This window comes from Variovorax atrisoli (assembly GCF_014195185.1).
Taxonomy (GTDB): Bacteria; Pseudomonadota; Gammaproteobacteria; order Burkholderiales; family Burkholderiaceae_C; genus Variovorax; species Variovorax atrisoli.
The window spans coordinates 489,705-516,057 of record NZ_JACIBG010000005.1 but is presented as its reverse complement, the minus strand read 5'-3'; the positions used below and the strand labels follow the sequence as shown (position 1 = coordinate 516,057).

The 26,353-nt window shown below is 70.5% G+C and carries 19 protein-coding genes; 1 reads left to right on the top strand and 18 read right to left on the bottom strand.

Translation table 11 applies throughout. From position 1 onward, the window contains the following. Positions 1-4 precede the first annotated feature (4 nt). The 15 genes from ubiA to FHY06_RS20115 all read right to left on the bottom strand — a co-directional run bounded on the left by ubiA (position 5) and on the right by FHY06_RS20115 (position 20,977). The gene (ubiA, locus tag FHY06_RS20190; protein ID WP_184606153.1) at positions 5-904 is read right to left on the bottom strand and encodes a 4-hydroxybenzoate octaprenyltransferase; all 900 of its coding nucleotides are present in this window, start codon (positions 902-904) and stop codon (positions 5-7) included. Next, positions 894-1,469: a Dps family protein gene (locus FHY06_RS20185; protein ID WP_019653962.1), complete on the bottom strand. Its 576-nt coding sequence runs from the start codon at positions 1,467-1,469 to the stop codon at positions 894-896. Before FHY06_RS20185 ends, ubiA begins: the two co-directional genes overlap by 11 nt. Positions 1,470-1,619: 150 nt before the next feature. Further along, positions 1,620-2,585 (bottom strand): LysR substrate-binding domain-containing protein, encoded by a 966-nt coding sequence (locus FHY06_RS20180; protein ID WP_019653961.1) that lies wholly within the window; start codon positions 2,583-2,585, stop codon positions 1,620-1,622. Between the two features lie 74 nt (positions 2,586-2,659). After that, positions 2,660-3,913: an acyltransferase family protein gene (locus tag FHY06_RS20175; RefSeq protein ID WP_184606152.1), complete on the bottom strand. Its 1,254-nt coding sequence runs from the start codon at positions 3,911-3,913 to the stop codon at positions 2,660-2,662. A 169-nt stretch (positions 3,914-4,082) separates the two neighbouring features. After that, positions 4,083-4,304 carry an MbtH family protein gene (locus FHY06_RS20165; RefSeq protein WP_132754249.1) on the bottom strand — a complete coding sequence of 74 codons (222 nt, stop codon included), beginning with the start codon at positions 4,302-4,304 and terminating at the stop codon, positions 4,083-4,085. A gap of 27 nt (positions 4,305-4,331) precedes the next feature. Then, positions 4,332-5,654: a glycosyltransferase gene (locus tag FHY06_RS20160; RefSeq protein ID WP_184606150.1), complete on the bottom strand. Its 1,323-nt coding sequence runs from the start codon at positions 5,652-5,654 to the stop codon at positions 4,332-4,334. A gap of 1 nt (position 5,655) precedes the next feature. Next, positions 5,656-13,179, bottom strand: a complete 7,524-nt coding sequence (locus tag FHY06_RS20155) for a non-ribosomal peptide synthetase (RefSeq protein ID WP_184606149.1) — start codon at positions 13,177-13,179, stop codon at positions 5,656-5,658. A 68-nt stretch (positions 13,180-13,247) separates the two neighbouring features. After that, a complete protein-coding gene (locus FHY06_RS20150) occupies positions 13,248-13,436 on the bottom strand; it encodes a hypothetical protein (RefSeq protein WP_184606148.1) in 189 nt (62 codons plus the stop codon). A 37-nt stretch (positions 13,437-13,473) separates the two neighbouring features. Beyond that, positions 13,474-14,472 (bottom strand): TRAP transporter substrate-binding protein, encoded by a 999-nt coding sequence (locus FHY06_RS20145; RefSeq protein WP_184606147.1) that lies wholly within the window; start codon positions 14,470-14,472, stop codon positions 13,474-13,476. 10 nt (positions 14,473-14,482) lie between these two features. Continuing rightward, complete coding sequence (locus tag FHY06_RS20140; protein ID WP_184606146.1) at positions 14,483-16,213, bottom strand: acetyl/propionyl/methylcrotonyl-CoA carboxylase subunit alpha; 1,731 nt, start codon at positions 16,211-16,213, stop codon at positions 14,483-14,485. A 10-nt stretch (positions 16,214-16,223) separates the two neighbouring features. Continuing rightward, positions 16,224-17,786, bottom strand: coding sequence for a 5-oxoprolinase subunit B/C family protein (locus tag FHY06_RS20135; RefSeq protein ID WP_184606191.1), 1,563 nt, complete (start codon positions 17,784-17,786; stop codon positions 16,224-16,226). Between the two features lie 5 nt (positions 17,787-17,791). After that, entirely contained in the window at positions 17,792-18,556 is a 765-nt protein-coding gene (locus FHY06_RS20130; RefSeq protein ID WP_184606145.1) for a LamB/YcsF family protein, read from the bottom strand. A 22-nt stretch (positions 18,557-18,578) separates the two neighbouring features. Next, entirely contained in the window at positions 18,579-19,265 is a 687-nt protein-coding gene (gene pcp / locus FHY06_RS20125; RefSeq protein WP_184606144.1) for a pyroglutamyl-peptidase I, read from the bottom strand. Positions 19,266-19,274: 9 nt separating this feature from the next. Continuing rightward, positions 19,275-20,231 (bottom strand): DUF979 domain-containing protein, encoded by a 957-nt coding sequence (locus FHY06_RS20120; RefSeq protein WP_019653951.1) that lies wholly within the window; start codon positions 20,229-20,231, stop codon positions 19,275-19,277. Between the two features lie 2 nt (positions 20,232-20,233). Then, entirely contained in the window at positions 20,234-20,977 is a 744-nt protein-coding gene (locus FHY06_RS20115; protein WP_184606143.1) for a DUF969 domain-containing protein, read from the bottom strand. Positions 20,978-21,286: 309 nt separating this feature from the next. On the opposite strand from FHY06_RS20115, the gene FHY06_RS20110 reads away from it, so the two are divergent. Next, complete coding sequence (locus FHY06_RS20110) at positions 21,287-21,997, top strand: GntR family transcriptional regulator (RefSeq protein ID WP_019653949.1); 711 nt, start codon at positions 21,287-21,289, stop codon at positions 21,995-21,997. 36 nt (positions 21,998-22,033) lie between these two features. On the opposite strand, the gene recG is transcribed toward FHY06_RS20110, so the two are convergent. The 3 genes from recG to FHY06_RS20095 are packed head-to-tail and all read right to left on the bottom strand — an operon-like array spanning position 22,034 to position 26,342. Next, positions 22,034-24,166 carry an ATP-dependent DNA helicase RecG gene (gene recG, locus FHY06_RS20105; RefSeq protein ID WP_184606142.1) on the bottom strand — a complete coding sequence of 711 codons (2,133 nt, stop codon included), beginning with the start codon at positions 24,164-24,166 and terminating at the stop codon, positions 22,034-22,036. Positions 24,167-24,177: 11 nt separating this feature from the next. Next, positions 24,178-25,668 carry a TIGR01777 family oxidoreductase gene (locus FHY06_RS20100; protein ID WP_184606141.1) on the bottom strand — a complete coding sequence of 497 codons (1,491 nt, stop codon included), beginning with the start codon at positions 25,666-25,668 and terminating at the stop codon, positions 24,178-24,180. Continuing rightward, positions 25,665-26,342: a DUF4166 domain-containing protein gene (locus FHY06_RS20095; protein WP_019653946.1), complete on the bottom strand. Its 678-nt coding sequence runs from the start codon at positions 26,340-26,342 to the stop codon at positions 25,665-25,667. Before FHY06_RS20095 ends, FHY06_RS20100 begins: the two co-directional genes overlap by 4 nt. Positions 26,343-26,353 lie beyond the last annotated feature (11 nt).

Sequence of the window (26,353 nt, the reverse complement as noted above, 5' to 3'; positions counted from 1 at the left end):
CAGTTCAACGCAGCGCGTAGCCGGCCACGACGCCGGCGAACACGGTGAAGCCCAGCCAGTGGTTCAGGCGGAAGGCCTTGAAGCAGCCTTCTCGCGTGCGGTCGTGGATCAGGCGCCAGTGCCACAGCGCCTGCGCCACGGCCGCCGCGATGCCGACGTAGAAGAGCACGCCCAGCGAACGGCTCGCCCCGGCCCAGGTCCAGACGGCGAGGAAGATCGCGTAGCTCGTCATCACCGCCGCCACGTCGAGACGGCCGAAGGTGATGGCCGAGGTCTTCATGCCGATCTTGAGGTCGTCGTCGCGGTCGACCATCGCGTACTCGGTGTCGTAGGCCAGCACCCAGAACAGGTTGCCCGCGAGCAGCACCGCGGCGAAGGGCGGCACGCTCGACTGCACGGCCGCGAACGCCATCGGAATGCCGAAGCTGAAGGCAATGCCCAGCACCGCCTGCGGCACCGAGACGAAGCGCTTGGCGAAGGGATACACCAGCGTGATGGCCAGCGCCGCGAACGACCACAGCACCGTCGTGCGGTTGGTCGTGAGCACCAGCCCGAAGGACACCAGCGCCAGCACCACGCCCAGCCCCAGCGCTTCCTTGACCGACAGCTCGCCGCTGGTCACGGGCCGCTGCGCGGTGCGCTTCACGTGGCGGTCGAAGTCGCGGTCGGCCACGTCGTTCACGCAGCAGCCGGCGCTGCGCATGAGGAAGGTGCCGAGCGTGAACACGACGAGCAGGTGCCAGCCCGGCCAGCCGCCGGCCGCGAACCACAGCGCGCCCAGCGTGGGCCACAGCAGCAGCAGCCAGCCCGCCGGGCGGTTCCAGCGGATCAGGTCGAGATACAACGCAAAACGCCCGCGGCGAGCCGCGGGCGCGATGACGGGGGGAGCGGAATCAGTCTTCAAGGAGGGAACGCAGCATCCAGGCCGTCTGGTCGTGCACCGTGCAGCGCGCGGTCAGCATGTCGGCCGTCGGGTCGTCGCCGGCTTCCTCGGCGACAGGAATGAATTCGCGCGCGATGCGCGACACGGTCTCATGGCCCTTCACCAGGATGCGCACCATCTCCATCGCCTTGGGCGGGTTCTGCGGCACGTCGGGCACGGTGGCGATCTTGCTGAACTCGGCGTACGAGCCCGGCGCGTAGTGGCCCAGTGCGCGGATGCGCTCGGCGATCACGTCGGTCGCGCCCCACAGCTCGGTGTACTGCTGCATGAACATGGCGTGCAGCGAGTTGAAGTGCGGGCCCGTCACGTTCCAGTGGAAGTTGTGCGTGGTGAGGTAGAGCGTGTAGGTGTCGGCCAGCACGCGGCTCAGGCCTTCGGCGATGGCGGCGCGGTCCTGGCGCTCGATGCCGATGTTGATGATGGGCGCATTGCGGCTGCCCGACTCCTGCGCGACCTGCTTGCCGCCCTTCTTGGGCACCTTGCCGGCAGAAGAGGCGGGCGACGGTTTCTTAGAGTCCTTGGCCATGGCGGGAGATCCTTTTCTTCAGTCGAGTTCTTGGAGGGAGGTTGGCTTCGATTCTCGAAGCCGGCGTGCGGCTTCGCAACAGCGCCACTCTATCTCAGCGACCAACGATTCAAAACAGCCGCGGCGTAGGCCGAATTCTCGAAAGCCGGTCTACGAAAGGCGCTTCACTCCCGGCAGCTCGCACGCGTAGATCGCGTTGCGCAGCGCGGCGATGGCCTCATAGCGCGTGAAGGTGCGCCGCCATGCGAGCACCACGCGGCGCGTGGGCGGGTCGCGGTCCTGCGCGTCGCGCACCGGCAGGTAGCGCACCATCTGCTCGGGCTCCTTGCGGCCCTTGACCCTGGGCTTGATCGCATCGGCCGGCACCGACAGGCGCGGCACCAGCGTCACGCCCATGCCCGAGGCGACCATGTGCTTGATGGTCTCCAGCGACGAGCCCTCGAAGCTCTTGCGGATGCCCTCTGCGTTGCTCGAGAAGCGCGCGAACTCCGGGCACACCTCCAGCACGTGGTCGCGGAAGCAGTGGCCGGTGCCCAGCAGCAGCATGGTCTCGCTCTGCAGTTCTTCCGACGTGATGGACTCGCGGTCGGCGAACTTGTGCTTGCTCGGCAGCGCCGCCATGAAGGGCTCGTCGTACAGCGGCGCCATCGCGAGGCCGGTGTCGGGAAAGGGCTCGGCCATGATGGCGCAGTCGATCTCGCCCGCGCGCAGCATCTCCAGCAGCTTGGCGGTGAAGTTCTCCTGCAGCACCAGCGGCATCTGCGGCGTGCGCTGGATCACCTGGCGCACGAGGTCGGGCAGCAGGTACGGGCCGATGGTGTAGATCACGCCCAGGTTCAGCGGGCCGGCCAGCGGGTCCTTGCCGCGCTTGGCGATCTCCTTGATGCTGGCGGCCTGGTCGAGCACGCTCTGGGCCTGCTGGACGATCTGCTCGCCCAGCGGCGTCACGGTCACTTCGCCGGCGCTGCGCTCGAAGAGCTTGACCTCGAGCTCGTCTTCGAGCTTCTTGATGGCGACCGAAAGTGTCGGCTGCGAAACGTAGCAGGCCTCGGCCGCCTTGCCGAAGTGCCTTTCGCGGGCCACTGCGACGATGTATTTGAGTTCGGTGAGAGTCATAGCTTGCGTCAATTATGCGCAAGGGTGTGTCATGAGGATGGCCTGGGGTCTTCACGGCTGGCGCCGCGCCCGATTCAGGGCCCCGCGGCCTGCGCCGCGAGCGCAGCGCGCGGCCCCGATCGCAGGCGCCGGCCGCGCGCGATCCCCGGCTGCTCGACCAGCCGGTAGCTGGCCACCGAGGCCGCCACCAGCAGCAGCGCGCAGGCGGTGCCCGTCAGCCAGTACTGCATCGCCCCTGCCATCGCGAACTCCCGCACCGGCCCGGGCCCGAACACCACGGTCAGCACCAGCCCCTGCAGCAGGTAGATGCTGTAGCTCACCGTGCTCAGGCGCCGGGCCGCGCGCGTGGCCAGCAGGCCGAAGAGCGTGCTGCCGGTGCACACCAGGTGGAAGAACGCCCACAGCAGCAGTACCTGCACCGGTCCGACCATGTGGCCGAAACCGGCGAACACGCCACCGAGGCAGGCCAGGGCGAGCAGCGAAGCCGTCCGCTGCGGCAGCTGCAGCCTGGGCCCGCGCCGCACCAGCCATGCCGACAGCATGCCCAGGAGGAACGAAGCCAGCACCCAGGCCAGCGCACCGATCACCAGCGCGAGCGTCGGCCGCGAGGGCGTGGCGCCCGGCGACAGCGCCGCGAAGACCAGCAGCGGCAGGCACAGCAGCAGCATGAGGCCGAGCACGAAGCGGGGCGTGCGGTCGCCGCGAGCGAGCGGCGCCATCGGCCGCAGCGCGCCGTAGAACAGCCACTCGACGAAGACCGTCCACGTGACGCCCGCAAGGATCAGCGTGGTGCCGGCGTAGCCGTTGATGTCCGGCTGCAGCGGCCAGATGCCGAGGGCCAGCCACTGCAGCATCGCGCCGAGCAAGGACCACGCCGGCTCCTTTGGCTCGAAGCCGGTGCGCCACGCGACGACGAGGAACATCAGCCCCACCGCCAGCAGGTAGGTCGGCCCGATGCGCCAGAGCCGCCCGACGTACAGGCTCCTCCAGTCGGGCCGCCCCTTCGCGTCGAGCAGCTTTCCCCAGAACAGGAAGCCGGTGATCATGAAGAAGACGCCCACGCCCGCCTGTCCCAGCAGCGTGTGGAAGCCCGAGGGCGGAAAGGTCCACTCGCCGCGCTCGATGTAGCCGTGGGTCACCATCAGGTGGTGCACGAAGACGCTCAGCGCGAGAAAGCCGCGCAACCCGTCGAGCGTGACGGTGCGATGGTCGCGGGGGCCGTGCTGCGGCGGCTGCTGCTCGTCGGCCGCGCGGAACGCCGGCAGCGCGATCGCGCCGAGCACCACCAGCACGAGCGCGAAGTACGGCCAGGGCGAGAAGACGCTCATCCCCGGCGCGGCCTGATCCGCTGCGGCGGCTTTTCCTGCGGTCCCTCGCCCGATCCGGCGCGCGCCTTGCGCTCGCCGGGCGCGACGCCGCTCACCTCACCCGCGACGGACGAGCGCATGCGCGACGCATGCGCCCAGGCGGCGCCGCGCCGATGCAGGGCGAACACCCTCATGCGCCGGCGGCGTCGAGATCCCTGGCCGCGAGCGAGCGCGGGCGCATGTCCGTCCAGTTCGCCTCGATGTAGGCGCCGCACGTGGCGCGGTCGGTGGCGGGCAGCGCCACCTTCCAGCCGGCGGGCACGTCGATGAAGGCGGGCCACAGCGAGTGCTGGCCTTCGTCGTTCACCAGCACCTGGAAGGTGCCGTTCGTGTCGTCAAACGGGTTGCTCATCTTCTCTGTTTCCTTTGGTGTCTTCGATCAGGCGATGGCCAGGCAGCCGGGCGCCGCGGCTTCGCGCAGCGCCTCGAGTGCGGCCGATATCTCGGTGAGCGCGTGGTGGCGCGCGAAGTCGTCGCGCAGCGCGCCCGCACGCTGGCGATAGGCGGGCTCCTTCAGCAGCCTGCGCACCGCGTCGCCGATCTGGCGCGCGGTGGGCTGCCCGCTGCCCAGGTTGATGCCGGCGCCCGACCAGGCCACGCGTGCGGCGATCTCCGGCTTCTCCTCGGTGGCGCCCGCTACCACCAGCGGCACGCCGAGGCTCAGCGCATGGTTGACGGAGCCGTAGCCGCCATTGGTGACCATCGCGTGCACCTTGGGCAGCAGGCGGTCGTAGGGCAGGAAGGGCAGCACGCGCGCATTCGCGGGCAGCGCCATGTTCAGCGCCTCGGGCTGCGGGCCGCCCGTGGTCGCGATGACCTGGATGTCGCCCGCACCGGCCAGCGCCTGCAGCGTCGGGCCGATCAGCTGCGCCGGGTTCTGGTTGGCCAGCGTGCCCTGCGTCACCAGCACCACGGCGCGGCCGTCGTCCAGCTCGTGCCACCAGTCGGGCTCCACGAAGTCGCGGCTGGCCGGCGCGAGCAGCGGGCCGACGAAGCGCACCGAGGCAGGCAGGTCGCTGCGCGGGTACTCGAAGGATTCGGAGGTGAGCTGCAGGTAGACGTCCGGCAGCTTGACCATCGCGTCGATGAAGAACTCGGGCAGCGCCGGCAGGCCCGCGCAGGTCAGCAGCGCGTCGAAGTAGCGCTGCACTTCGCCGAACATCGCCTGCCTGAGGTTGGCGTTCATCGCCCGGTTGCGCACCCGCCCTTCCGGCGTGGACGACGGCGGCAGCGCGGTGCCGAAGAAGGCGGTGTCGCAGCTCGACAGCGGCAGCGCCGAGATGCCGATGGCCACCACCGCGGGCCGCTGCTCGCGCGGCCCCAGCAGCAGCGGGAAGGTGCCGCAGAACATGGTGTCGACCACGATCGCGTCGGCCGCGAAATCACGCAGGATCGCCTCCAGTCCGGCCCGCTGCGCGGCCATGGCGTCGGCGAAGAAGTGCTTCAGCCCGAAGCACATCTGTGCATGCGCCGAAGGCAGCCGCTGGCGCTGCGGAAAGCGCCGGTCGAGTTCGTGGTGGTCGAAGTCGATGGAGGCGTCGAAGGGCGTGAAGCCCGCGCCGGTGGCCTCGGCCTGCGCGCGGAAGCGGCTGGCCGTGTGCACCCGCACCTCGTGCCCCAGGCCCACCAGGTGTTGCGCGATGGCCAGCATCGGCAGCACGTGCCCGGGCAGCGCGGTCGCGGCGATGAGGTAGCGCGCCATCTCAGGTCACCTGCGATGCGCGGGTCTCGACAGCCGCGCTGCGCGCCTTGGTGTCGATGCCCAGGTCGACGAAGTAGCGCTGCAGCAGGTCGCGGTCCACCGGGCGGATCGCGGCGCCGATGGCCTGCAGCTGCGCATGCGTGGCTTCCCCGCTCACCTTCGGCGGCGTGGCCGAGGTGTCGTAGCGGTCGAGGATCGCCAGCACGGCCGCAAGGTCGCGGTCCTGCCCCACCGCGAGCCGCGCGTGGGCACGCTGCAGCCACGGTTCGAGCCCGACGGGTTCGAGCCGCATGCCGAGCCGCTCGAACACGGCCGGAATGTCGCGCACCCGCAGCGCCTCCTGGCTCGTCAGGTGGAACACCTGGCCCCACGACGACTGCAGCGCCGCAAGGCCGAGGATGGCGCGCGCCACGTCGTCCACCGGCGTGAGGTTCAGCGGCAGGTCCATGTCGGGAATGGCTTCGAGGTCGGCATAGAGATGCGCCACGCGCCAGATCAGGTCGTCGGCGTTGCAGATCGCGTGCGTGTGGTCGCCGGTGACCGCGCCCAGGCGGTAGATCGCCACCGGCATGCCGCGCGATTGCGCCTCGCGCGCCAGCGCGTCGCCCACCCACTTGCTCTGGCTGTAGCCGTCGACCAGCCCGCGCCAAGATGCCAGCGCCGACTGCTCGGTGACGGTGGCGCCTTCCCTGCCGTTGTTCTGGTCGATCACCGCCAGCGTGGAGACGTAATGCATGCTCTTCGGCCGGCCCTGCGCGGTCCACTCGAGCAGCGTGACCACGCTGTCGACGTTGGCCGGCTTCAGGCTCGCGTAGGGATGCAGGAAGTCCACCTGCGCCGCGCAGTGGTAGATGGCGTCGCAGTCCTCGCGCACCAGCCGCACCGCGCGGTCGTCCAGACCCAGGTTCGGCTTGCCGAGGTCGCCGGTCACCACTTCGATGCGCGCGTCGTCCCAGATCGCGCCCAGCTGCCGCTGCGCCAGCGTGAGCTGCAGGCGGCGCCTGCCGGCTTCCTCGTCGGCGGCACGTACGTGGCAGACCACGCGAGCGGTGGTGTCGCGCAGCAGCGCTGCCAGCAGGTGGCTGCCGACGAAGCCGCTGGCGCCGGTGAGGAACACGCGCCTGGCGGCCAGTGGCGGCGCGGTGTCCTGCCTGCGGATGTGCGCGGGCAGGTCGAGTTCGCGCGACAGGTCCAGGGCCTCGGCGCCGGCCGTGTTGTCGTCCAGCCATGCGGCCAGCGCCGCGACGGTCGGGCGGTTGTAGACCTCGGCATGCGGGAAGTCCGCGCGCACCTGCTGGCGGATGCGCATGCCGAGCTGGATGGCCATCAGCGAATGGCCGCCGAGCTCGAAGAAGTTGTCGTGAATGCCCACGCGCTCCAGGTGCAGCGTCTCGGCCCACAGCGCGGCGAGCTGCCTTTCGGTGGCGGTGCGCGGCTCGGCATACGCCGATGCGGCCTGCTGTCCCGGCAGGGGCAGCGCCCTGCGGTCGAGCTTGCCGCTTTGCGTCAGCGGCAGGAAAGGCAGGTGCACGAAGGCCGAGGGCACCATGTAGTCGGGCAGCGACTGCGCCATGTGGGCGCGCAGTTCCGCCGGCTGCGGATCGGACGACGCCACCACGTAGGCCACCAGGCGCTTCTCGCCCGGCACGTCCTCGCGCGCGACGACGGCCGCCTGCGTCACCTGCGGGTGGCGCAGCAGCACCGATTCGATCTCGCCGGGCTCGATGCGGTAGCCGCGGATCTTCACCTGCTGGTCGGCGCGCCCCATGAAGTCGAGGCTGCCGTCGTTGCGCCAGCGCACGAGATCGCCGCTGCGGTACATGCGGCTGCCGGGCTCGCCGAAGGGATCTGCGACGAAGCGCTCGGCGCTCGGCAGCGCGCGGTTCAGGTAGCCGCGCGCGACGCCGCTGCCCGCGATGTAGAGCTCGCCCGCCACGCCGGGCGGCACCGGCTGCAGCGCGTCGTCGAGCACGTACACGCGCGTGTTCCACACCGGCGTGCCGATGGTGGGCGGCTCGTGGCCGTTCATCGGCGCGCTGGTGCTCGCGCAGATGGTGATCTCGGTCGGGCCGTAGGCATTGATCATGCGACGGCCCCTGGACCAGCGCGCGGCCAGCTCGGCGGAGCAGGCATCGCCGCCGACCACCACCGTCTGCAGGCATGGGTACGCGCCCTCGGGCAGCGTCGCGAGCGCGGCCGGAGGAATCAACGCGTGGCTCACGGCCAGCCTCTCGATCAGCGCGCCCAGCTCGGCGCCCAGCACCTGCTGAGCCGAAGGCACCACCAGCGCGGCGCCGGCATGGAAGGCCATCAGCATGTCCATCACCGAGGCGTCGAAGCCGCTGGAGGAGAACTGCAGCACGCGCGAGCCATGGTCGATGGCGAAGCGCTGCGCCATCGAGGCGCCGAGGCTTGCCAGGCCCTGGTGCGGCACCACCACGCCCTTGGGCTTGCCGGTAGAGCCCGAGGTATAGATCACGTAGGCGGCGTCGCGCGGATCGGCCGCGCGCGGCTGCGCCACGGGTCCGTCCTGCTGGATCGCCAGCGCGGCGACGGTCTCGTCGCCGTCGAGCGCGAGGCAGTGCGGAATGCCGGCCAGCTCCGGCAGCAGCGACGCGTGCGTCAGCACCGCGGTGGGCGCGGCCTCCTCGAACACGAAGGCGCTTCGGCCGGCCATGTGGTTCGGATCGATGGGCAGGTAGGCGGCACCGGCCTTCACGATCGCCAGGTGCGCCACCACGAGGTCGAGCGAACGCGGCAGCACCGTGGCGACGATGTCGCCCGTGCCGACCCCCCGCCCGCGCAGCAGATGAGCGAGCCTGTTGGCGCGCAGGTCGAGCGATGCGTAGCTCACGACGGAAGCGTCGTCGAGCACGACGGCCGCCGCATGCGGGCGCGAGGCGGCATGCGCCTCGACCATGGCCGCGAACGAGAGCGGCGCGATGTCGTCGCGCGTGCCGGTGCTCCTGCCGCTCCAGTCGGCAAGCAGCCGATGGCGCTCTTCCTCGCCGAGGATGTCCAGGCCGTTCAGCGCCGCATCGGGCGCGTCGCAGGCCTGCGCCAGCAGGCGCACCAGCCGCTCGCCGATGGCCTCGACGGTCGCGCGGTCGAAGATGTCGGTGCTGTACTGGATGCCGCCCGCGATGCCGCCGGGCAGCCCGTCGGCGCCGCGCTGCTCGTCGAGGATGAAGGACAGGTCGAACTTGGCCGTGTCCACCTCCACCGGCTGCGGCGTGATCGACAGGCCCGGCAGTCCGAATGAAAGCCGGTTGCTGCCGCTCTGGAAGCCCAGCATCACCTGGAACAGCGGCAGGTTCGCCCCGCCGCGCTGCGGACGCAGCAGCTCCACGATGCGGTCGTACGGGAACTCCTGGTTCGCATAGGCCGCGAGGTTGGTGGAGCGCACCCGCGCGACCAGCTCGCGCAGGCTCGGCTGGCCCGCGAGGTCGGTGCGCAGCACCAGCGCATTGACGAAGCAGCCGATGAGCTCGTCCAGCGCGTGGTCGCTGCGGCCTGCCACCGGCGTTCCGATGACGATGTCGTCTCCTGCACCCAGCCGGTTGAGCAGCCCCGCGAGCGCGGCCTGCAGCACCATGAAGACGCTGGCCTGCCCATCGCGCGCGAGCTGCAGCATGCGCTCGTGCACCTGCGGCGGAATCAGCAGCGGCACCACGTCGCCGCGGTAGCTCGGCACGGCCGGATGCGGGCGGTCGACCGGCAGGCTCAGCCGCTCGGGCAGGTCGCGCAGGGTCTCGCGCCAGAACTCGCGCTGGCGGCCGGCCATGCTCTCGGGGTCGTCCTCGCTGCCCAGCAGCTCCTGCTGCCACAGCGCGTAGTCGGCGTACTGCAGCGGCAGCGGCGCCCAGCCAGGCGCATTGCCTTCGCTGCGCGCGGCGTAGGCCACGCTGAGGTCGCGTGCCAGCGGCAGCAGCGAGGCGCCGTCGCCCACGATATGGTGGGTGAGCAGCAGCAGCACGTGCTCGTCGTCGGCCAGCCTGAAGAGCTGCGGGCGCAGCGGCGCGGTGGTGCCGAGGTCGAAGCCGACGCGGGCGGCGGCATGCAGCTGCGCGGCGATCTCGTCTTCGCTGCTGTCGGCCTCGACCAGCAGCGCGCGGGCCTGCTCGCCCTGGAGGATGTGCTGGTGGGGCAGCCCGTCCTCGCTCGGGTAGATGGTGCGTAGGCTCTCGTGGCGCTGCACCAGGTCGTCGAGCGCCGACTGCAGCGCGGCGCGGTCGAGCGTGCCCGACAGGCGCAGCGCCAGCGGCATGTTGTAGGCGGGGTTGGCGTTCTCCAGCTGGTTCATCAGCCACAGGCGGCGCTGCGCGAACGACAGCGGGATGCGCGCCGGACGCGGCATCGGCACGAGGCTCGGCCCCGCCTGCGAGGCCTGGTCGAGCAGCTCGGCAAGGCCGGCGATGGTGGAGACCTGGAACAGCGTGTCCAGCGGCAGGTCGATCATGAACTGCTGCCGGATCATCGAGATCAGCTGCACGATCATCAGCGAGTGCCCGCCGAGCTCGAAGAAGTTGTCCTCGATGCCCACGCGCGGCAGGTGCAGCGTCTCGGCCCAGAGGCGCGCGAGGATCTTCTCGGTGTGCGTGCGCGGCGCCACATAGGGCGTGGCCGCCTGCAGCTCGGGCGCGGGCAGCGCGCGGCGGTCGAGCTTGCCGCTGGGGCCCAGCGGAAGCGCCGGCACGTTGACGAAGGCCGAAGGCACCATGTACTCTGGCAGCGACTGCGCAAGGTGGGTGCGCAGATCGGCCGCCTGCGGATCGGCTCCCTCGGCGGCAACCACGTAGGCCACGAGGCGCTTCTCGCCCGGCACGTCCTCGCGTGCGACCACCGCCGACTGCGCGACCTGCGGATGCCGCAGCAGCGCCGATTCGATCTCGCCGGGCTCGATGCGCAGGCCGCGGATCTTCACCTGCTGGTCCGCGCGGCCCAGGAAGTCGAGGCTGCCGTCCTCGCGCCAGCGCGCGAGGTCGCCGGTGCGGTACATGCGGCTGCCGGGCTCGCCGTAGGGGTTGGCCACGAAGCGCTCGGCGCTCAGCAGCGGGCGCTCGAGATAGCCGCGCGCCAGGCCGACACCCGCGATGTAGAGCTCGCCGGCGGTACCGGGCGGCACGGGCTGCAGGCCGCTGTCGAGCACGTGCATCTGCGTGTTCCAGATCGGCCGGCCGATGGGCACGCTGCCCTTCGGAGACTGCGCCTCGCCGGCATCGCGCGGGCATTCCCACGAGGTGACGTCGACCGCGGCCTCGGTTGGCCCGTAGAGGTTGTGCAGCTCGCAAGGAAGCTGCTGCTGGAACTGCGCCATCAGCGCGGGCGACAGCGCCTCGCCGCTGCAGATCACGCGCCGCAGCGAGGCGCACTCGCGCGCCTTCGGCTCGAGCAGGAACACTTCCAGCATCGACGGCACGAAGTGCGCGGTGGTGATGCCCTCGGCGGCGATCAGGCCCGCGAGGTAGGCCGCGTCCTTGTGGCCGCCGGGCTTCGCGAGCACCAGCGTGGCGCCGTCGATCAGCGGCCAGAAGAATTCCCACACCGACACGTCGAAGCTCGACGGCGTCTTCTGCAGCACGCGGTCGTCGGCCTTCAGGCGGTAGCGGTCCTGCATCCACTGCAGGCGATTGACGATGGCGCGGTGCGACACCACCGCGCCCTTGGGCTTGCCAGTGGAGCCCGAGGTGTAGATCACGTAGGCCGGGTGCGCGGGGTCGATGGCCAGGGCGGGCGTTGCATCGTCGCTATTCGCCAATGCAGCAAACGTTTGCGCTACATCGAGCAGAAGCTTCGGCACATCTGCCGGCAGCGACTCCGCGAGCGCGGCGGTGGTGACGAGGCAGGCGGGCCGAGCGTCGCCGAGCATGAAGGCGATGCGGTCCTGCGGAAAGTCGGGGTCCACCGGCAGGTAGGCGGCGCCGGTCTTCAGCGTGGCGAGCAGCGCCACCATCAGCTCGAAGGAGCGCGGAATGGCCAGCGCCACAGTGCGCTCCGGGCCCGCGCCATGCGCGCGCAGCAGCTGTGCAAGGCGATTGGCGCGGCGGTCGAGCTCCCGGTTGCTCATCGCCTCGCCCTCGAAGCGCAGCGCAACGCCGTCCGGATTGGCGGCAAGCCGTGCCTCGATGAGCGCGACGAGGTTCGTATCGGGCACCGCTTGCGCCGTGTCGTTCCAGCTCACCAGCAGCCGCTCGCGCTCGGCGGCATCGAGCAGGTCGACCTGGCCGACGGCCTGCGCGGGCTGGCGGATCACCGCGGTCATGAAGGCCAGCAGCCGGCGCTGGTGGTCGGCCAGCGACTGCGCGGTGTGGATCGCGGGGTTGGCGTCGAAGTCGATCTGCAGGTCCTGCCCGTTGCCGCGTTCGTACAGGAAGATGCCCAGGTCCTCGGCCGTGCCGTTGGACAGGTTGCGCGGCCATGCGGCGTGGCCGGCGAAGCGGAAGTCGTAGTCGAAGGGCTCGACGTTGACCACGGTGGTGAAGAGCTGCCGGTTGTTCACCAGCATGTTGAGGTCGCTGCGCAGGTGCTCGTAGCGGTACGACTGGTGCCGCAGCACCTGCCGCATCTGTCGCCCCACTTCCGCGATCAGCTCGGTCACCGGCAGGTCGGGGCGCATTGCGAGGCGCAGCGGCAGCGCGTTGGCCACCATCGCGGGTACGCGGCGCATGCGGTCGTTGTGGCGCGCGGTGACGGGGATGCCGATCACCATGTCCTCGACGCCGGTGGCGCGGTAGAGGTAGGCGGCGGTGGTGGCGATGAGGATCTGCGGCAGCGTGGCGCCCAGCTGCTGCGCGATGCCGGCCAGCGCCCGCACGCTTTCGGCCGGCAGGTACGCGGTCTGGCGCAGCAGGCCGCCCACGTTCACCGAGCGCTGCGAGGCCAGGCTCAGCGGATCGGGTGCATCGGCGAAACGCTCGGTCCAGTACTGCCGGTCGCGCGGGAAGCGCCCCGATTCGCGATAGGCCCTGTCTTCCTCCATCAATTGCGAAATGGACGCGAGGCGCGATGCCTCGGGCGCTTCCGTGCCGGCGATGCGGGCACTGTAGACGTCGGCGAAGCGTCGCGCGATGAGCCCGCCGCCGAAGCCGTCGAGCACGATGTGATGGCTGCGGTGGTACCAGACGTGGCGGTCGTCCGCGAGGCGGATCAGCGCCGATATCCAGAGCTGGTCGCGCGCGAGGTCGTCCTTGCGCGTGAAGTCGGCCTGCATCCAGGCGCGTGCGGCAGCGGAAGGATCGGGCTCGCCGCTGAAGTCCAGGAAGGGCATCTCGCCCGTGAAGACGGGCGCCACCACCTGCCGCGGGCCCTGGGCCGTGTCGACGAAGCTCAGGCGCGTGGCCTCGGCTTCCTCGGTGACCTGCCGCATCGCGGCCATGAAGACGTCGGGATCGATCCAGCCCTCGATCTCGATGGCTTCGGCGAGGTTGAAGTTGGTGTCGGGCGAGGCGAACTTCGCGCCGAGCCACATCGCCATCTGGCCTGTTGTGAGGACCGGTGCGGCACCCAGGGGATCGACCGTGCTCATGAACTTCTCCACGTCTTGATTGAATCGGCAGCGATCGTTTCCCGCAGGAAACATTCGCAAACTCCGAATCAATGTACAAGCTGTTTCAATAATTTCAGCGACAGCTTGGCCGCTGAAAATATTTCACGTGGGTGAGTGAGAAAGAAAGATTTCATCGGGAAGTGGTCACCCGATTCGCGGCTGAAAAATCCGATGGCTTTCGTCGTAACCGCAAGCCCAAGCGCGGGAAATGGAATGTTGCAACGCAGCAACTTCATCTCCTGGGCGTAGGGTTTTCCCCTCCGCGCGCGGTCTTCAGCGCTTCTCGAAATACGGAATGAAGATGCCGTTGGCGGCCGTGCCAACCTGCTTGACCCAGTTCAGCGAAAAGTTCTCGCCGAGGCGCTGCAGGTCGCGCCCGAGCAGGAAGGGCACCGGCTCGATCTTCATGCCATTGCGCCGCAGTTCGTCCGTCGAGCGGGCCGCGGCCTCTGCGCTGCGAGCCCATCCGCGCGTCTCGGCGACCGCGCACGCGGCGGCCAGCGAGCTACGCGACGACGGGTCGAGCCCGTCCCACGCCCTGGCGTTGACGAACACAAGGTTCTTGGGGAACCACGCGTTGATCTCATAGAAGTGGCGCATCGACTGCCACGCCTGGTTCTCCACGCCGGTCACGGCGGAGGTCAGCATGCAGTCGATGCGGCCATCTGCCAGCGCCTTGCCGAGCCCGGTGGCCGGAACGTCGACGGGCACCGCGCCCATCAGCGTCGCGATGCGCGCCGTGGTGTCGTTGTAGGCGCGCATGCGCATGCCGCGCAGGTCGCCCACGCCGCCGAGCGGCCGCGTCGAGAAGAGGCCCTGCGGCGGCCATGCCACCGCATAGAGCACGCGCATGCCGCGCTGCGCGAAGTCCTGCTCGATCAGCGGACGCTGGATGCGCCACAGCAATTGCGCATCGGCATAGCTGCGCGTGATGAAGGGAACGGAATCAGCGCCCGCCAGCGGCACGTCGGCGGCGAGGCTGCTCATGATGGCTTCGCCGGCCTCCACCTTGCCCTCCTGCACGGCGGCGCGGATCGCGTTGAGCGCGAACAGCGTGTTGCCCGGATGGACCTCGATGCGAAGCTGCCCGCCGGTCGCGGCCTCGACCTCCTTCGCCATCGCCAGGAGATTGGCGGTGTGGAAGTTCTCCGCCGGATAGCCGGTGGCCAGCCGCCATACGACGGCCTGCGCCGACCACGCGGCCGGCGGGAGAACGCCGGCCCCGCACGCGAGCCATCCGAAGCCGCGTCGCGTGATGCTGCCGCTGGTCATGCCGCGGCCTTCAGGCGATGGCCGCGATGGCGGCGCCGACCGCCACGTAGCCGCCTGCGGCCACCGAGATGGCGATGCGCCCCGCACGATGCGCAAGCACCTGCATCTCCATCTTCATCGCCTCCATCACCGCGATGACGGCGCCCTCGGCGACCTCGTCGCCGTCGGCCACCTTCCATGCCTGCACCGTGCCCGAGACGGGCGCGGCCACCGCGGCTGCATCCGCCGCGGGCGCCTGCGACGCGGGAGCCGCCGCGGCACCGCCTGCTGCCGACGAGAGCCCGCTCAGCAGCACCGCCGGCAGGCCCACGGCCATGCGCCGCCCGTCGACCTCGATCGCCGTGCGCAGCAGCGCGGCATCGGGCAGCGGATCGGGGCGCAGGGCCGGCGCCTCGCCGTTGGCGAAATCGGTCTCGATCCAGCGCGTGTGCACCTTGAAGGCGTCGCCCGAGACGAAGTCCGGATGCGCCATCGCCGCGCGATGGAAGGGCAGCACCGTCGGCAGGCCCTCGATGCGGAACTCCTTGAGTGCACGGCGCGCTCGCGCGATGGCCTGCTCGCGCGTGGCACCGGTGACGATGAGCTTGGCCATCAGCGAGTCGAAGGTGCCCGGCACCTGCGAGCCCGACTCCACGCCGGCATCGACGCGCACGCCCGGACCCGAGGGCGCGTCGAACACCTTCACCGGCCCTGGCGAAGGCAGGAAGCCGCGACCCACGTCCTCGGCGTTGATGCGGAACTCGAAGGCATGGCCGCGCGGCGCAGGCGTCTGCCTGATCTGCAGCGGCAGGCCTTCGGCGATGCGCAACTGCTCGATCACGAGGTCGATGCCGGTGGTTTCCTCCGTCACCGGGTGCTCGACCTGCAGACGCGTGTTCACTTCGAGAAAGGAGATCGCGCCGCTCGCGCTCAGCATGAACTCGACCGTGCCCGCGCCGGTGTAGCCGGCCTCCGCGCAGATGTCGCGCGCGGCCTGGTGGATGCGCTCGCGCTGCGCGTCGCTCAGGAAGGGCGCGGGCGCTTCTTCCACCAGCTTCTGGTTGCGCCGCTGCAGCGAGCAGTCGCGCGTCCCGAGCACCAGCACGTTGCCGTGCGTGTCGGCCAGCACCTGCGCCTCGACGTGGCGGGGGCGGTCGAGGAACTGCTCGACATAGCACTCGCCGCGACCGAAGGCGGTCACCGCTTCGCGCACCGCCGATTCGTAGAGCCCCTCGACCTCGTCGAGCCGCCACGCCACCTTGATGCCGCGACCGCCGCCACCGAAGGCGGCCTTGATCGCGACCGGCAGCCCGTGCTTCTCGGCGAAGGCGAGCACCTCGCCCGCGTCCTTCACCGGATCGGCCGTGCCCGCGACCAGCGGCGCACCGACCTTCATAGCGAGCTTGCGGGCCTGCACCTTGTCGCCCAGCATCGCGATGGCGGCCGGCGGCGGGCCGATCCAGGTGAGGCCGGCGTCGATGACGGCCTGCGCGAAGGCCGCGCTTTCCGACAGGAAGCCGTAGCCCGGATGCACCGCGTCGGCGCCGCTGCGCGCGGCCACGTCGAGCAGCTTGGCGATGTTGAGGTAGGTGTCGGCGGGCTTGTTGCCGTCGAGTCCGTAGGCCTCGTCGGCCATGCGCGCATGCAGCGCATTCAGGTCGGCGTCGGCATACACGGCGACGGATTTCACGCCGTGGTCGGCACAGGCGCGCGCGATGCGCACGGCGATTTCGCCCCGGTTGGCGATCAGTACTTTCTTCATGGGGAGGCTTTCACTGGGCCATGGGCCTGAATCGGACGCGCGCGTTCACGGGGATCTGCCCGGCGCGGTCGAGGTGATGGGTGGCGACGGAGGCGATCACGGGATAGCCGCCCGTCAGCGGATGGTCGGCCAGGAACAGCACGGGCTGGCCGCTCGCAGGCACCTGGATCGAGCCGCGCGCGGTGCCCTCGCTGGGCAGTTCGGCGTGGTTGGCGCGCGCCAGCGCCTCTTCGCCGGCCAGGCGGATGCCGACGCGGTTCGACTGCGGCGTGACGGTCCATGCCTGGCCGCACAGCAGCTCGACCGCGTCGGGCGTGAACCAGTCGGTGCGCGGGCCGAGCACGATGTCGAGCACGACTTCCTCCCGCACGGTGGGCAGGTCCGTGGGCGGAGCTTCCGGCTCGCCGACCAGCGCACCGGCGGACACCGCGCGCACGGGCAGCACGTCGCCCACGGCGATGGCGGCGGGGCCGACGCGCGCGAGCGTGTCGCTCGAGAGGCTGCCGAGCACGGGCGCGATGTCGAAGCCGCCGCGCACCGCGATGTAGCTGCGGATGCCGGCCGTCGGCTCGCCGAGCGCGAGCACGTCGCCTTCGGCCAGCGCGACGGGCTGGTAGCGCGGCAGCGGCCACTGGGCGCCGTCGGCGCGGGTCAGCGTCACCGGACCTTCGGCGCCGGTGACGGCAACCACCGCATCGCCGCGGCAGGCGAGCTGGAAGCCGCCATAGGCGACCTCGATGCATGCGGTGTCGGAGGCATTGCCGACGAGCCTGTTGGCCGCCTGCAGCGAACGCCGGTCCATCGCGCCGGAAGCCGACACGCCCTGCTTCGCCTGGCCGTGGCGGCCGCCGTCCTCCAGCAGCGCCTGCAGGCCCGCAGCGCGGATCTCGAAGGCGCAGCCGCTCTTCGACACGGTCGGCTGCGCCGGTGCGGCGGCGGCTTCCAACTCCGTGCGCGGCTGGCCGGTCACGTCGACGAAGCGCACCGCATCGCCCGGCTGCAGCAGCGCGGGCGTTTCGCGCGAGAGGTCCCACATCGGCGCGTCGGTGATGCCGAGGATCTGCCAGCCGCCCGGGCTGGCCTGCGGATAGACGCCGCTGAAGCTGCCCGCGAGCCCGACGGCGCCGGCGGGAATGCGCGTGCGTGGCACCTTGCGGCGCGGCACGTTCAGGCTCGGGTCGCCGCCCGAGAGGTACGCGAAGCCCGGCGCGAAGCCGGTGAAGGCGACGGTGTAGTCGCTGCCGGTGTGGCGGCGCACTACTTCGTCGGGCGTGATGCCGAGCAGCCCGGCCACCTCGGCCAGGTCCTCGCCGTCGTAGCGCACGGGAATCTCGATGCGCCTTTCGCTGCGCGCCTCGCTCGCGTCGAGGCTGCGCGCGCCGACCTGCCGCGCGAGCTCGTCGGCTGCGATGGCCGCCGGCCTGAAGGTGATGAGCAGCGTGCGCGCCGCGGGCACCAGTTCCTCGATGCCCGCGATGGGCTCGGCGCGCAGCGAGGCCAGCAGCGCGAGGGTCTGCGGCAGGTCTTCGAGCTCGACCAGCACCGCATTCAGGTTGACCGGCAGGAAGCGCATCGTCGTCATGCGGCGTCCACGAAGGAGCGGATCGCCACGCCCGACTGTTCCAGCAGCGCGCGCACCCGGCGCGCCATCTCCACAGCGCCGGGGCTGTCGCCGTGCACGCAGACCGACTCGGCCTCGATGCGCACCGTGCTGCCGTCGATGGCCGTGACCACGCCTTCGGAAGCCAGCCGCAGCATGCGCGCGGCCACCTCCTCGGCGTCGTGCAGCACCGCACCGGGTTCGCGGCGCGACACCAGCGTGCCCCCGGGCGTGTAGGCGCGGTCGGCGAAGGCCTCGGCCACCGCGCGCAGGCCCGCGTCGCGCGCCCAGCCCAGCAGCGGAGAGCCCGCCAGCGCCACCAGCACGAGGCTGGCGTCGATCTCGCGGATGGCGGCGATCACGTCGCGCGCCTGGCGCTCGTCGTGGGCGATGGTGTTGTAGAGCGCGCCGTGCGGCTTCACGTAGCGCACCGTGGTGCCGGCCGCGGCGGCCAGGCCCTTGAGCGCGCCGATCTGGTAGATCACGTCGGCGCGCAGGTCGGCGCTCTCCACGTCCATGTTGCGGCGGCCGAAGCCCACGAGGTCGCGGTAGGCCACATGCGCGCCGATGACGACGCCGCGCTCCTTCGCCTGGCGCAGCGTGCGCAGGATGCCGGCCGGGTCGCCGGCATGGAAGCCGCAGGCCACGTTGGCGCTGCTCACGAGGGAAAGCATGGCGGCGTCGTCGCCCATGCGCCATGCGCCCAGGCTCTCGCCGAGGTCGCTGTTCAAGTCGATGTTCATCGTTCGGTCTTCAGTAGGTCGGTCAGTGGAGGCGGCCCGCCGTCTCCCGCACGTCGTCGCGCACGAGCAGCGCGGTGCGGATCGCCACGCGGAAGGCTTCCACCTGCGTCTGCAGCGCCATGCTCGCCACGCCCGGCTTGGAGGCGGCCTGCTCGGGCAGGTAGGGCACGTGGACGAAGCCGCCGCGCGTGTGCGCCAGCATCGGCCAGCTCGCGAGGCGGTGCATCAGCGCGTAGAAGATGTGGTTGCACACGAAGGTGCCGGCGCTGTTGGACACTGCCGCGGGCAGCCCCGCCGCGCGCATGTCGCGCACCATGGCCTTGATCGGCAGCGCCGTGAAGTAGGCGGCGGGCCCGCCGGGCACCACCTCGGTGTCGATGGGCTGGCGGCCGGCGTTGTCGGGAATGCGCGCGTCGTCGATGTTCAGCGCGGCGCGCTCCAGCGAGATCTCGGTGCGTCCGCCGGCGGCGCCGATGCACAGCACCAGCGGCATCGGCCTGCCGCTCTCCACGATGCTTGCCATGGCGGCGTCGAGCACGTGGATCGAGCGGCCGAACACGCAGGGCAGCTGCAGCGCCTGCACCACGGTGCCTTCGCAGCGCCAGCCGTCGAGCGCGCGGGCGATCTCCCACGCGGGGTTGACGGGATCGTTCTCGAACGGCTCGAAGCCCGCGACCAGCACCCGGGGTGCCTTGTCATCGGTGGTCATGCAGGGGCCTCAGCGGAACATCAGGAAGTACATCAGGAAGATGTTGACCACCAGCAGCGTGGCCGCGGTGGGTATCTGCACGCGGATCACCGCGTTCTTGTCGGGCAGCTCCAGCAGCGCCGCCGGCACGATGTTGAAGTTGGCCGCCATCGGCGTCATCAGCGTCCCGCAGTAGCCCGAGAACATGCCGATGGCCGCCATCACCGCCGGGTCGCCGTGGTACACGCCCACCAGCACCGGCACGCCCACGCCGCCCGTCATGACCGGGAAAGCCGCGAAGCCGTTGCCCATGATGATGGTGAAGAGCGCCATGCCCAGCACGTAGACCGCGACCGCGACGAAGCGGATGTCCATGTTGATGTAGCTGGTGGTGACGTACGCCACCGCCTTGCCCACGCCCGCGTCGGAGAACACCAGCCCCAGCATGCCCAGCATCTGCGGCAGCACCACGGCCCAGCCCAGCGCGTCGGTCAGGCGGCGCGACTCGCGCATGCCCTGCACCGGCGTCTCGCGCGTCAGCCAGCAGGCCAGCGCCAGCGCCGCCACGCAGCCCACGCCCAGGCTCACCAGCGTGGTGTTCTTGGGATCGAGCAGGAAGGCGTCGCCGATCTTGACCTTGCTCACGAGCACCGTGCCGATCACGGTGACCAGCGGGATCGCCAGCGCCGGCATGAAGAGCTTGTTGCCCAGGCGCCTGGCGCTGGCCTCGTACTGGGCGGGCGTCGGCTCGTTGTGCTTGCCCGCGCCTACGCCGCGCATGCCGGCGATGACGGCCATGGCGATGGCGCCCACACCCACCAGCGCGGGCGGCAGCTTGTCGCCCACCAGGAAGACCAGCGAATAGAGGCCCCAGAAGAGCGCGCTGGTGTAGCGCTTGGGATGCTGGCGGTCGGCCAGCGTCATGACCGCCGTGATCGCGAGGATCAGGCCGACCAGGATGTAGAGGTGCTGGATCGAGAGGATCATGATCAGCGGCCTTCCTGGGTTGCGGGCACCGAGGGAACCGCGGGCACTTCAGGCTTGCCGTCGAGTTCGCGCGCCAGCGCCTGGTCGAGCCGGCGCAGGCGCCAGGCGTGGATGATGAAGGCGGCGATGGCCGTCGGGATGCCCCACATCGCGACGTGCAGCGGCTCCACGTCGATGCCGGCCTCGTGCAGGAAGGTGGTCATCAGCACGATGGCGCCGAAGGCCACGAAGATGTCCTCGCCGAAGAACAGGCCCACGTTGTCGGTGGCCGCCGCATAGGCGCGCAGCTTGTGGCGGATGCGATCGGGCAGCTTGCCGTAGCGCGTCTCGGTGGCGCCCTCGGCCATCGGCGCGAGCAGCGGCCGCACCATCTGCGGATGGCCGCCCAGGCTGGTCAGGCCCATGGCGGCGGTGAGTTCGCGCGCGGCCAGGTAGACGATCAGCAGGCGCCCGGCGGTGGCCGACTTGATGCGGCTGATCCAGTTCTGCGCGTGCTGGCGCAGGCCGTGGCGCTCGAGCAGGCCGATCACCGCCAGCGGCAGAAGAATGATCAGCGGCAGGTTGCGCGTCTTGATGAAGCCGTTGCCGATGGCCGTGAGGATCGTCATCGGGCCGAAGCCGGCCGCCGCCGCCGTGGCGACGGCGGTGACGATCACCACCAGCATCGGATTGAAGCGCAGGACGAAGCCCGCAATGATCACGGCGACGCCGATCAGCGGCCAGAGGTGAGGGATGTCAGGAGTCATGTTGGTCTTTCGTTGGGTGATTCGGAGACACCTTGCGCCGGGAGCTCCGGCAGGCCGCTTCTTGCAAACTGCGTGCCAATGAATGAGCAATCCATTTCCACTGAATCACTCATTTCCAGTAAATTGTTGAACAATTTATGCAAGTGTGCCCAACAAAGGTGCCCGCATGGCTCCATGAAAACCCTGAGCGCGCCGCCGTCTGGTGCATGCGGCGGGGCCCGGCCTTGAGCGGCCGGCCCGGGAAAACCTGCTACAAACGGCCGGGTTCACCGCCCTCCACCCCGCTCTCCCTTGCCCTGCGCTTTCGGCATGACTCCTCCGGCCTCCACGACCTCTCCCGCCCCGCCCGCAGCCGCTGCGGGCGCACAGACGCTCAATGACCGGGTCGCGGAGCTGATCCGCCAGAAGATCGTGAAAGGCGAGTTCTCGCCGGGGCAGCGGCTGTCGGAGGCCGCGCTGGCCGACAGCTTCGAGATCTCGCGCAACACCCTGCGCGAGGTGTTCCGCACGCTGACCAAGGAAGGGCTGCTCAAGCACGCACCCAACCGCGGCGTGTTCGTGGCTGTGCCGAGCATCGCGTCGATCATCGACATCTACCGCGTGCGCCGGCTCATCGAATGCCAGGCGCTGGCGCAGGCCTACCCGCGCCACCCGGCCAAGAAGCACATGCGCGAGGCGGTCGAGATGGCGCTGAAGTGCCGCGAGGCCGGCGACTGGCTGGGCGTGGGCACGGCCAACATGGAATTCCACATGGCCATCGTGGAGCTGGCCGACAGCGAGCGGCTGAACAACCTGTTCGCGCACATCCTGGTCGAGCTGCGGCTGGCCTTCGGCCTGCTGAAGGACCCGGAGTTCCTGCACGCGCCCTACGTCGACATGAACATGAAGCTGCTCGAGCTCATCGAGGCCGGCAAGTTCGCCGAGGGCTCGGCCGCGCTCAACGACTACCTGGTGCACTCCGAGCGCATCGTGCTGGCGGTCTATGCGCGCAGCATGCCCGAGGGCGGCATCGACAGCTAGGGCGTGGCGCCAGCTACGCCCGCAGGCGTAGCGGGTTCAGGCCTTCAGGTACTCGGCCTTGGTGCCCAGCCAGCGGTCGATGTGCCGCTGCGCGAGGTCGGGGTGCTTGCGCAGCATGACCGGCGCGAGTTCACGGGCCCAGTCGAGCAGCAGCGTGTCGGTCGTGAGGTCGGCGAAGCGCAGCAGCGGCGCGCCCGACTGGCGCGCGCCGAGGAATTCGCCGGGGCCGCGGATCTCGAGGTCGCGCCGCGCGATCTCGAAGCCGTCGCTGGTCTCGGCCATCGCCTTGAGCCGCGCGCGCGCCGCCTCGCCGACGCGGCCGCTGTCGCCCGGCGCATAGAGCAGCACGCACGCCGAGGCCGCCGCGCCGCGCCCCACGCGGCCGCGCAGCTGATGCAGCTGCGAGAGGCCGAAGCGCTCGGCATGCTCGATCACCATCAGCGAGGCGTTGGGCACGTCCACGCCCACTTCGATCACCGTGGTGCTCACCAGCACCTGGATCTCGTTGGCGGTGAAGGCCGCCATCACCGCCTGCTTCTCGGCCGTGGGCATGCGCGAATGCAGCAGGCCGACCTGGATGGGCTCGCCCAGCGTCTCGGCCAGTTCGTCGCGCGTCTCCGTGGCGTTGCGCAGGTCGACGGCCTCGCTCTCCTCGATCAGCGGGCAGACCCAGTACACCTGCCGGCCCTGCGCGATCTGCGCATGGATGCGGTCGATGACCTCGTCGCGCCGGTGGTCGGCCACCAGCCTGGTGACGATGGGCGTGCGGCCCGGCGGCAGCTCGTCGAGCGTGGAGACGTCGAGGTCGGCGTAGTAGCTCATCGCCAGCGTGCGCGGGATGGGCGTGGCGCTCATCATGAGCAGGTGGGGCTCGAGGTGCCCTTCCGCCTTGCCGCGCAGCGCCAGCCGCTGCGCCACGCCGAAGCGGTGCTGCTCGTCGATGATCGCCAGCGCAAGGCTCTTGAAGCGCACCTTCTCGGAGATGACCGCGTGCGTGCCGATGACCAGCGCGGCCTGGCCGCTTTCAACGGCCGCCGACATCTCGTCGCGCTCCTTCTTCTTCTGGCTGCCCGTGAGCCACGCCACGCGCTGGCCGCGCGCGGCCAGCAGCGGATCGAGCCAGCCGACGAGCTTGCCGAAGTGCTGGGCGGCGAGGATCTCGGTGGGTGCCATCAGCGCACACTGGAAGCCCGCGTCGATGCAGCGCGCCGCCGCGAGCGCGGCCACCACGGTCTTGCCCGAGCCCACGTCGCCCTGCAGCAGGCGGTGCATCGGGATCTCGCGGCCCAGGTCGCGCGTGATCTCCTCGCCGACGCGCTGCTGCGCACCCGTGAGGCCGAAGGGCAGCACGGCGAGCAGCTGCGAGTGCAGCGAGGCCGCATCGGGTTCGGGCGCAGCGGGCGGCAGCACCGGAGCGCGCTGCGCCGCGCGCTCCATCCGCGCCTGCAGCTGCGAGAGCTGCTGCGCGAGCAGTTCCTCGGCCTTGATGCGCTGCCAGGCGGGATGGCTGTGGTCTTCGAGCGTGGCGATCGCCACGTCGGGCGTCGGGTAGTGCAGGAAAGTCAGCGAATCGCGCAGGTTCCACGCGCCGCGGAAACCGATCTGCACGGGAACGGTCTCGTCGAGCACCGCGCGCGCCAGGCCCGAGCGCACCTCGCGCCGCAGCACCGGCTGCGGGAGGCCGGCCACCGTCGAGTACACCGGCGTGAGCGCATTCGGCAGCGCGGTGCCGGCCGCCTTCACCGTCGGATGCATGATCTGCCGCCCCACGAAGCCGCCGCGCATCTCGCCACGCACGCGCACACGTGCGCCCACCGCGAGCTGCTTCTGCTGAGAGGGGTAGAAGTTGAAGAAGCGCAGCTGGCAGGTGTCGCTGCCATCGTCGATGGTCGCGATCAGCTGCCGGCGCGGGCGGTACACCACCTCGCATTCGGTGACCACGCCCTCGACCTGCGCCATGTCGCCATCGCGCGTGTCGGCGATGCGCACGATGCGCGTCTCGTCCTCGTAGCGCATCGGCAGGTAGAGCGCGAAGTCGATGTCGCGCACGAGGCCGAGCTTGCGCAGCGCACGCTGGACCTGGCTCAGGCCGGAGCCCGGCGGCGACGGCTTCGCCGGCGCGGCGGCCGTGGCTTCGGCGGTGGGAATCGGGGCTTTCTTGGCGGGCACGGGCGAGTCTTCTAGCGTGGCCGGCAAAGGTCCGTCAAGGCGCTGCGGGCGTCGGGGAACATGAAGCGGAAACCCGACTGCAGCAGCCGCGCCGGCACCACGCGCTGGCCTTCGAGCAGCAGGTCGGCCTGCTCGCCGAGCAGCAGCTTGACGGGCGCGGCCGGCGTCGGCATCCAGCAGGGCCGGTGCAGCACGCTCGCGGCGACGCGGGTGAACTCCTCCTGGCTCAGGGCGCCGGGTGCGGTGAAGTTGAACGCCTGCGCGGCCGGGGGTGCCGCAGCGTCTTCGGTCAGGGTCCACACGTGCGCCATCGCGCGGATCAGGTCGTGCACATGCACCCACGACAGCCACTGCCGCCCGCTGCCGAGCCGCCCGCCGAAGCCGAGCGAGATCGGCAGCAGCAGCTGCGGCAGCGAGCCCTGGTGGCCCAGCACGAAGCCGAAGCGCATGCAGGCCACGTGCACGCCGTGCGCCACCGCCGCCTGCGCCGCCTGCTCCCAGCGCTGGCACAGCTGCGACATGAAAATCGGCTGCGGCGGCGCGTCTTCCGCGAGTTCGCGCACGTCGCCCTGCGGCTGCACGCCGTAGTAGCCGATGGCGGAGCCGGACAGCAGCAGCCAGGGTTTGCGCGGCCGCGCCGCGATCCACGCGACCAGCTGCTGCGTCAGCCCTTCGCGGCTTTGCAGCAGCTGCGCCCGGCGCCGCTCGCTCCAGCGCATGCCCAGGATGCGCGCGCCCGCGAGGTTGACGACCACGTCGATGTCGTCGGCCGCCGGCACTTCGTCGAGCGACTGCACGCAGCGCACCGCGCCGCCGAAGTTCCACGCGGCCGACCGTGCATCGCGCGTCCACACCGTCACGGCATGACCGTCGGCCACCAGGTGGCGCACGAGCAGCTGGCCGATGAAGCCCGTGCCGCCCGTCACCAGCACGCGCTGCGGTTTCGATCCGAAGCGCACCGGCGCCTGTGCATCGCGCGCCTGCTCCTGCTCGCCGCGCCTGAAGAGAGCGCGCGCCGCGAAGGCATCGCGCAGGCCCGAGAGGCCCACGCCCGCGCCGCACAGCGCGAGGAAGGCGCCGAGCCAGCCCTGCGGCTGCCACACCATCGCGGTCGGCCGGGCGGCCCAGTCCGTCGCGCTCATCGCCAGCAGCGCGATGAAGGCACCCGCGTTGATGGCCAGCACCGTGTGCGTCACGCGCTCGGTCGGCGGCAGCAGGCGGCTGCGGTCCTCGACCACGAAGTCCCACAGCGTGAGCACGATCTCGACGCCGAACACCGCGAGCAGCACCCAGGCCCAGGCGCCGTGCCAGGCCCAGGACGACAGGCCGATGAAGAGCGCGCAGTAGATCGACGAACGCGTCGCGTGGATCGCCAGCTCGCGCCCGGCCGTGCCGCGCCGCGGCAGCGCCTCGGTGCCCTCGTGGTGGTAGAGCGTGTCGAAGGCGCCGAGCGCGCCTTGCGCGGCCATGAGCTGCAGCGCGAGCAGGTGCGTGTCGATCATGCGGGCACCGCCTTCGGCTCGGCGATCTCCTCGAACACGCCGACCTGGGTGAAGGTCGTGCCCATCAGGCAGTGGCGGATCTCGATGCGGATGTTGAAGCGCTCCGGCGTCTCGTTGTGGTGCCAGAGAAAGGTCTTGCCGGGCGTGAGCACCCCCGGCAGCGGGATGCGCCAGCCGAAAACCTCCCAGAAGTAGCCGTCGCTCTGGAAATGCAGGCTGCCGTTCTCCACGCTCAGCACCAGCTTCATGCCCAGCCCCATGCCCACGTACTCCAGCACCTCGCCGCGCTCGCTCTCGCGCATGAAGCTGGTGAACTGGATCGGCCTGCGGCCGTGCAGGCGGTAGATGCGCTGCTTGTAGATGGCCGGGTCCTGCGGCCTGGCGTAGACCTGGATTTCCACGGGGAAGTCGGCGTCGCTGTAGGGAATCAGCGCGCCCTGGATCATCGGCTGCGTGATGTGTCCCAGCAGCTTGCCGAAGCGCGAGCAGCGCAGTTCGCTCAGCGAGCCCAGGTAGTGCAGCGCCTTGCCCGGCGACGGGTTCTTGTCGAAGCGGCGGCGGATGTCGGGGTGCAGGCCCAGCCAGGCGGCGCCGAGGATCTTCTTGAAGAGCTCCCCCTCGGAGGGACCGGGCGACGAAGCTGAAGAAACACGCGCGGCTAGTGAATCGACCATCCGCCGATTCT

Excerpts from the sequence above, each read along its gene's own strand:
- FHY06_RS20185 (WP_019653962.1), bottom strand. The coding sequence starts at position 1,469 with ATGGCCAAGGACTCTAAGAAACCGTCGCCCGCCTCTTCTGCCGGCAAG.
- FHY06_RS20180 (WP_019653961.1), bottom strand. The coding sequence starts at position 2,585 with ATGACTCTCACCGAACTCAAATACATCGTCGCAGTGGCCCGCGAAAGG.
- FHY06_RS20175 (WP_184606152.1), bottom strand. The coding sequence starts at position 3,913 with ATGAGCGTCTTCTCGCCCTGGCCGTACTTCGCGCTCGTGCTGGTGGTG.
- FHY06_RS20165 (WP_132754249.1), bottom strand. The coding sequence starts at position 4,304 with ATGAGCAACCCGTTTGACGACACGAACGGCACCTTCCAGGTGCTGGTG.
- FHY06_RS20160 (WP_184606150.1), bottom strand. The coding sequence starts at position 5,654 with ATGGCGCGCTACCTCATCGCCGCGACCGCGCTGCCCGGGCACGTGCTG.
- FHY06_RS20155 (WP_184606149.1), bottom strand. The coding sequence starts at position 13,179 with ATGAGCACGGTCGATCCCCTGGGTGCCGCACCGGTCCTCACAACAGGC.
- FHY06_RS20150 (WP_184606148.1), bottom strand. The coding sequence starts at position 13,436 with ATGAAGTTGCTGCGTTGCAACATTCCATTTCCCGCGCTTGGGCTTGCG.
- FHY06_RS20145 (WP_184606147.1), bottom strand. The coding sequence starts at position 14,472 with ATGACCAGCGGCAGCATCACGCGACGCGGCTTCGGATGGCTCGCGTGC.
- FHY06_RS20140 (WP_184606146.1), bottom strand. The coding sequence starts at position 16,213 with ATGAAGAAAGTACTGATCGCCAACCGGGGCGAAATCGCCGTGCGCATC.
- FHY06_RS20135 (WP_184606191.1), bottom strand. The coding sequence starts at position 17,786 with ATGCGCTTCCTGCCGGTCAACCTGAATGCGGTGCTGGTCGAGCTCGAA.
- FHY06_RS20130 (WP_184606145.1), bottom strand. The coding sequence starts at position 18,556 with ATGAACATCGACTTGAACAGCGACCTCGGCGAGAGCCTGGGCGCATGG.
- pcp (WP_184606144.1), bottom strand. The coding sequence starts at position 19,265 with ATGACCACCGATGACAAGGCACCCCGGGTGCTGGTCGCGGGCTTCGAG.
- FHY06_RS20120 (WP_019653951.1), bottom strand. The coding sequence starts at position 20,231 with ATGATCCTCTCGATCCAGCACCTCTACATCCTGGTCGGCCTGATCCTC.
- FHY06_RS20115 (WP_184606143.1), bottom strand. The coding sequence starts at position 20,977 with ATGACTCCTGACATCCCTCACCTCTGGCCGCTGATCGGCGTCGCCGTG.
- FHY06_RS20110 (WP_019653949.1), top strand. The coding sequence starts at position 21,287 with ATGACTCCTCCGGCCTCCACGACCTCTCCCGCCCCGCCCGCAGCCGCT.
- FHY06_RS20100 (WP_184606141.1), bottom strand. The coding sequence starts at position 25,668 with ATGATCGACACGCACCTGCTCGCGCTGCAGCTCATGGCCGCGCAAGGC.
- FHY06_RS20095 (WP_019653946.1), bottom strand. The coding sequence starts at position 26,342 with ATGGTCGATTCACTAGCCGCGCGTGTTTCTTCAGCTTCGTCGCCCGGT.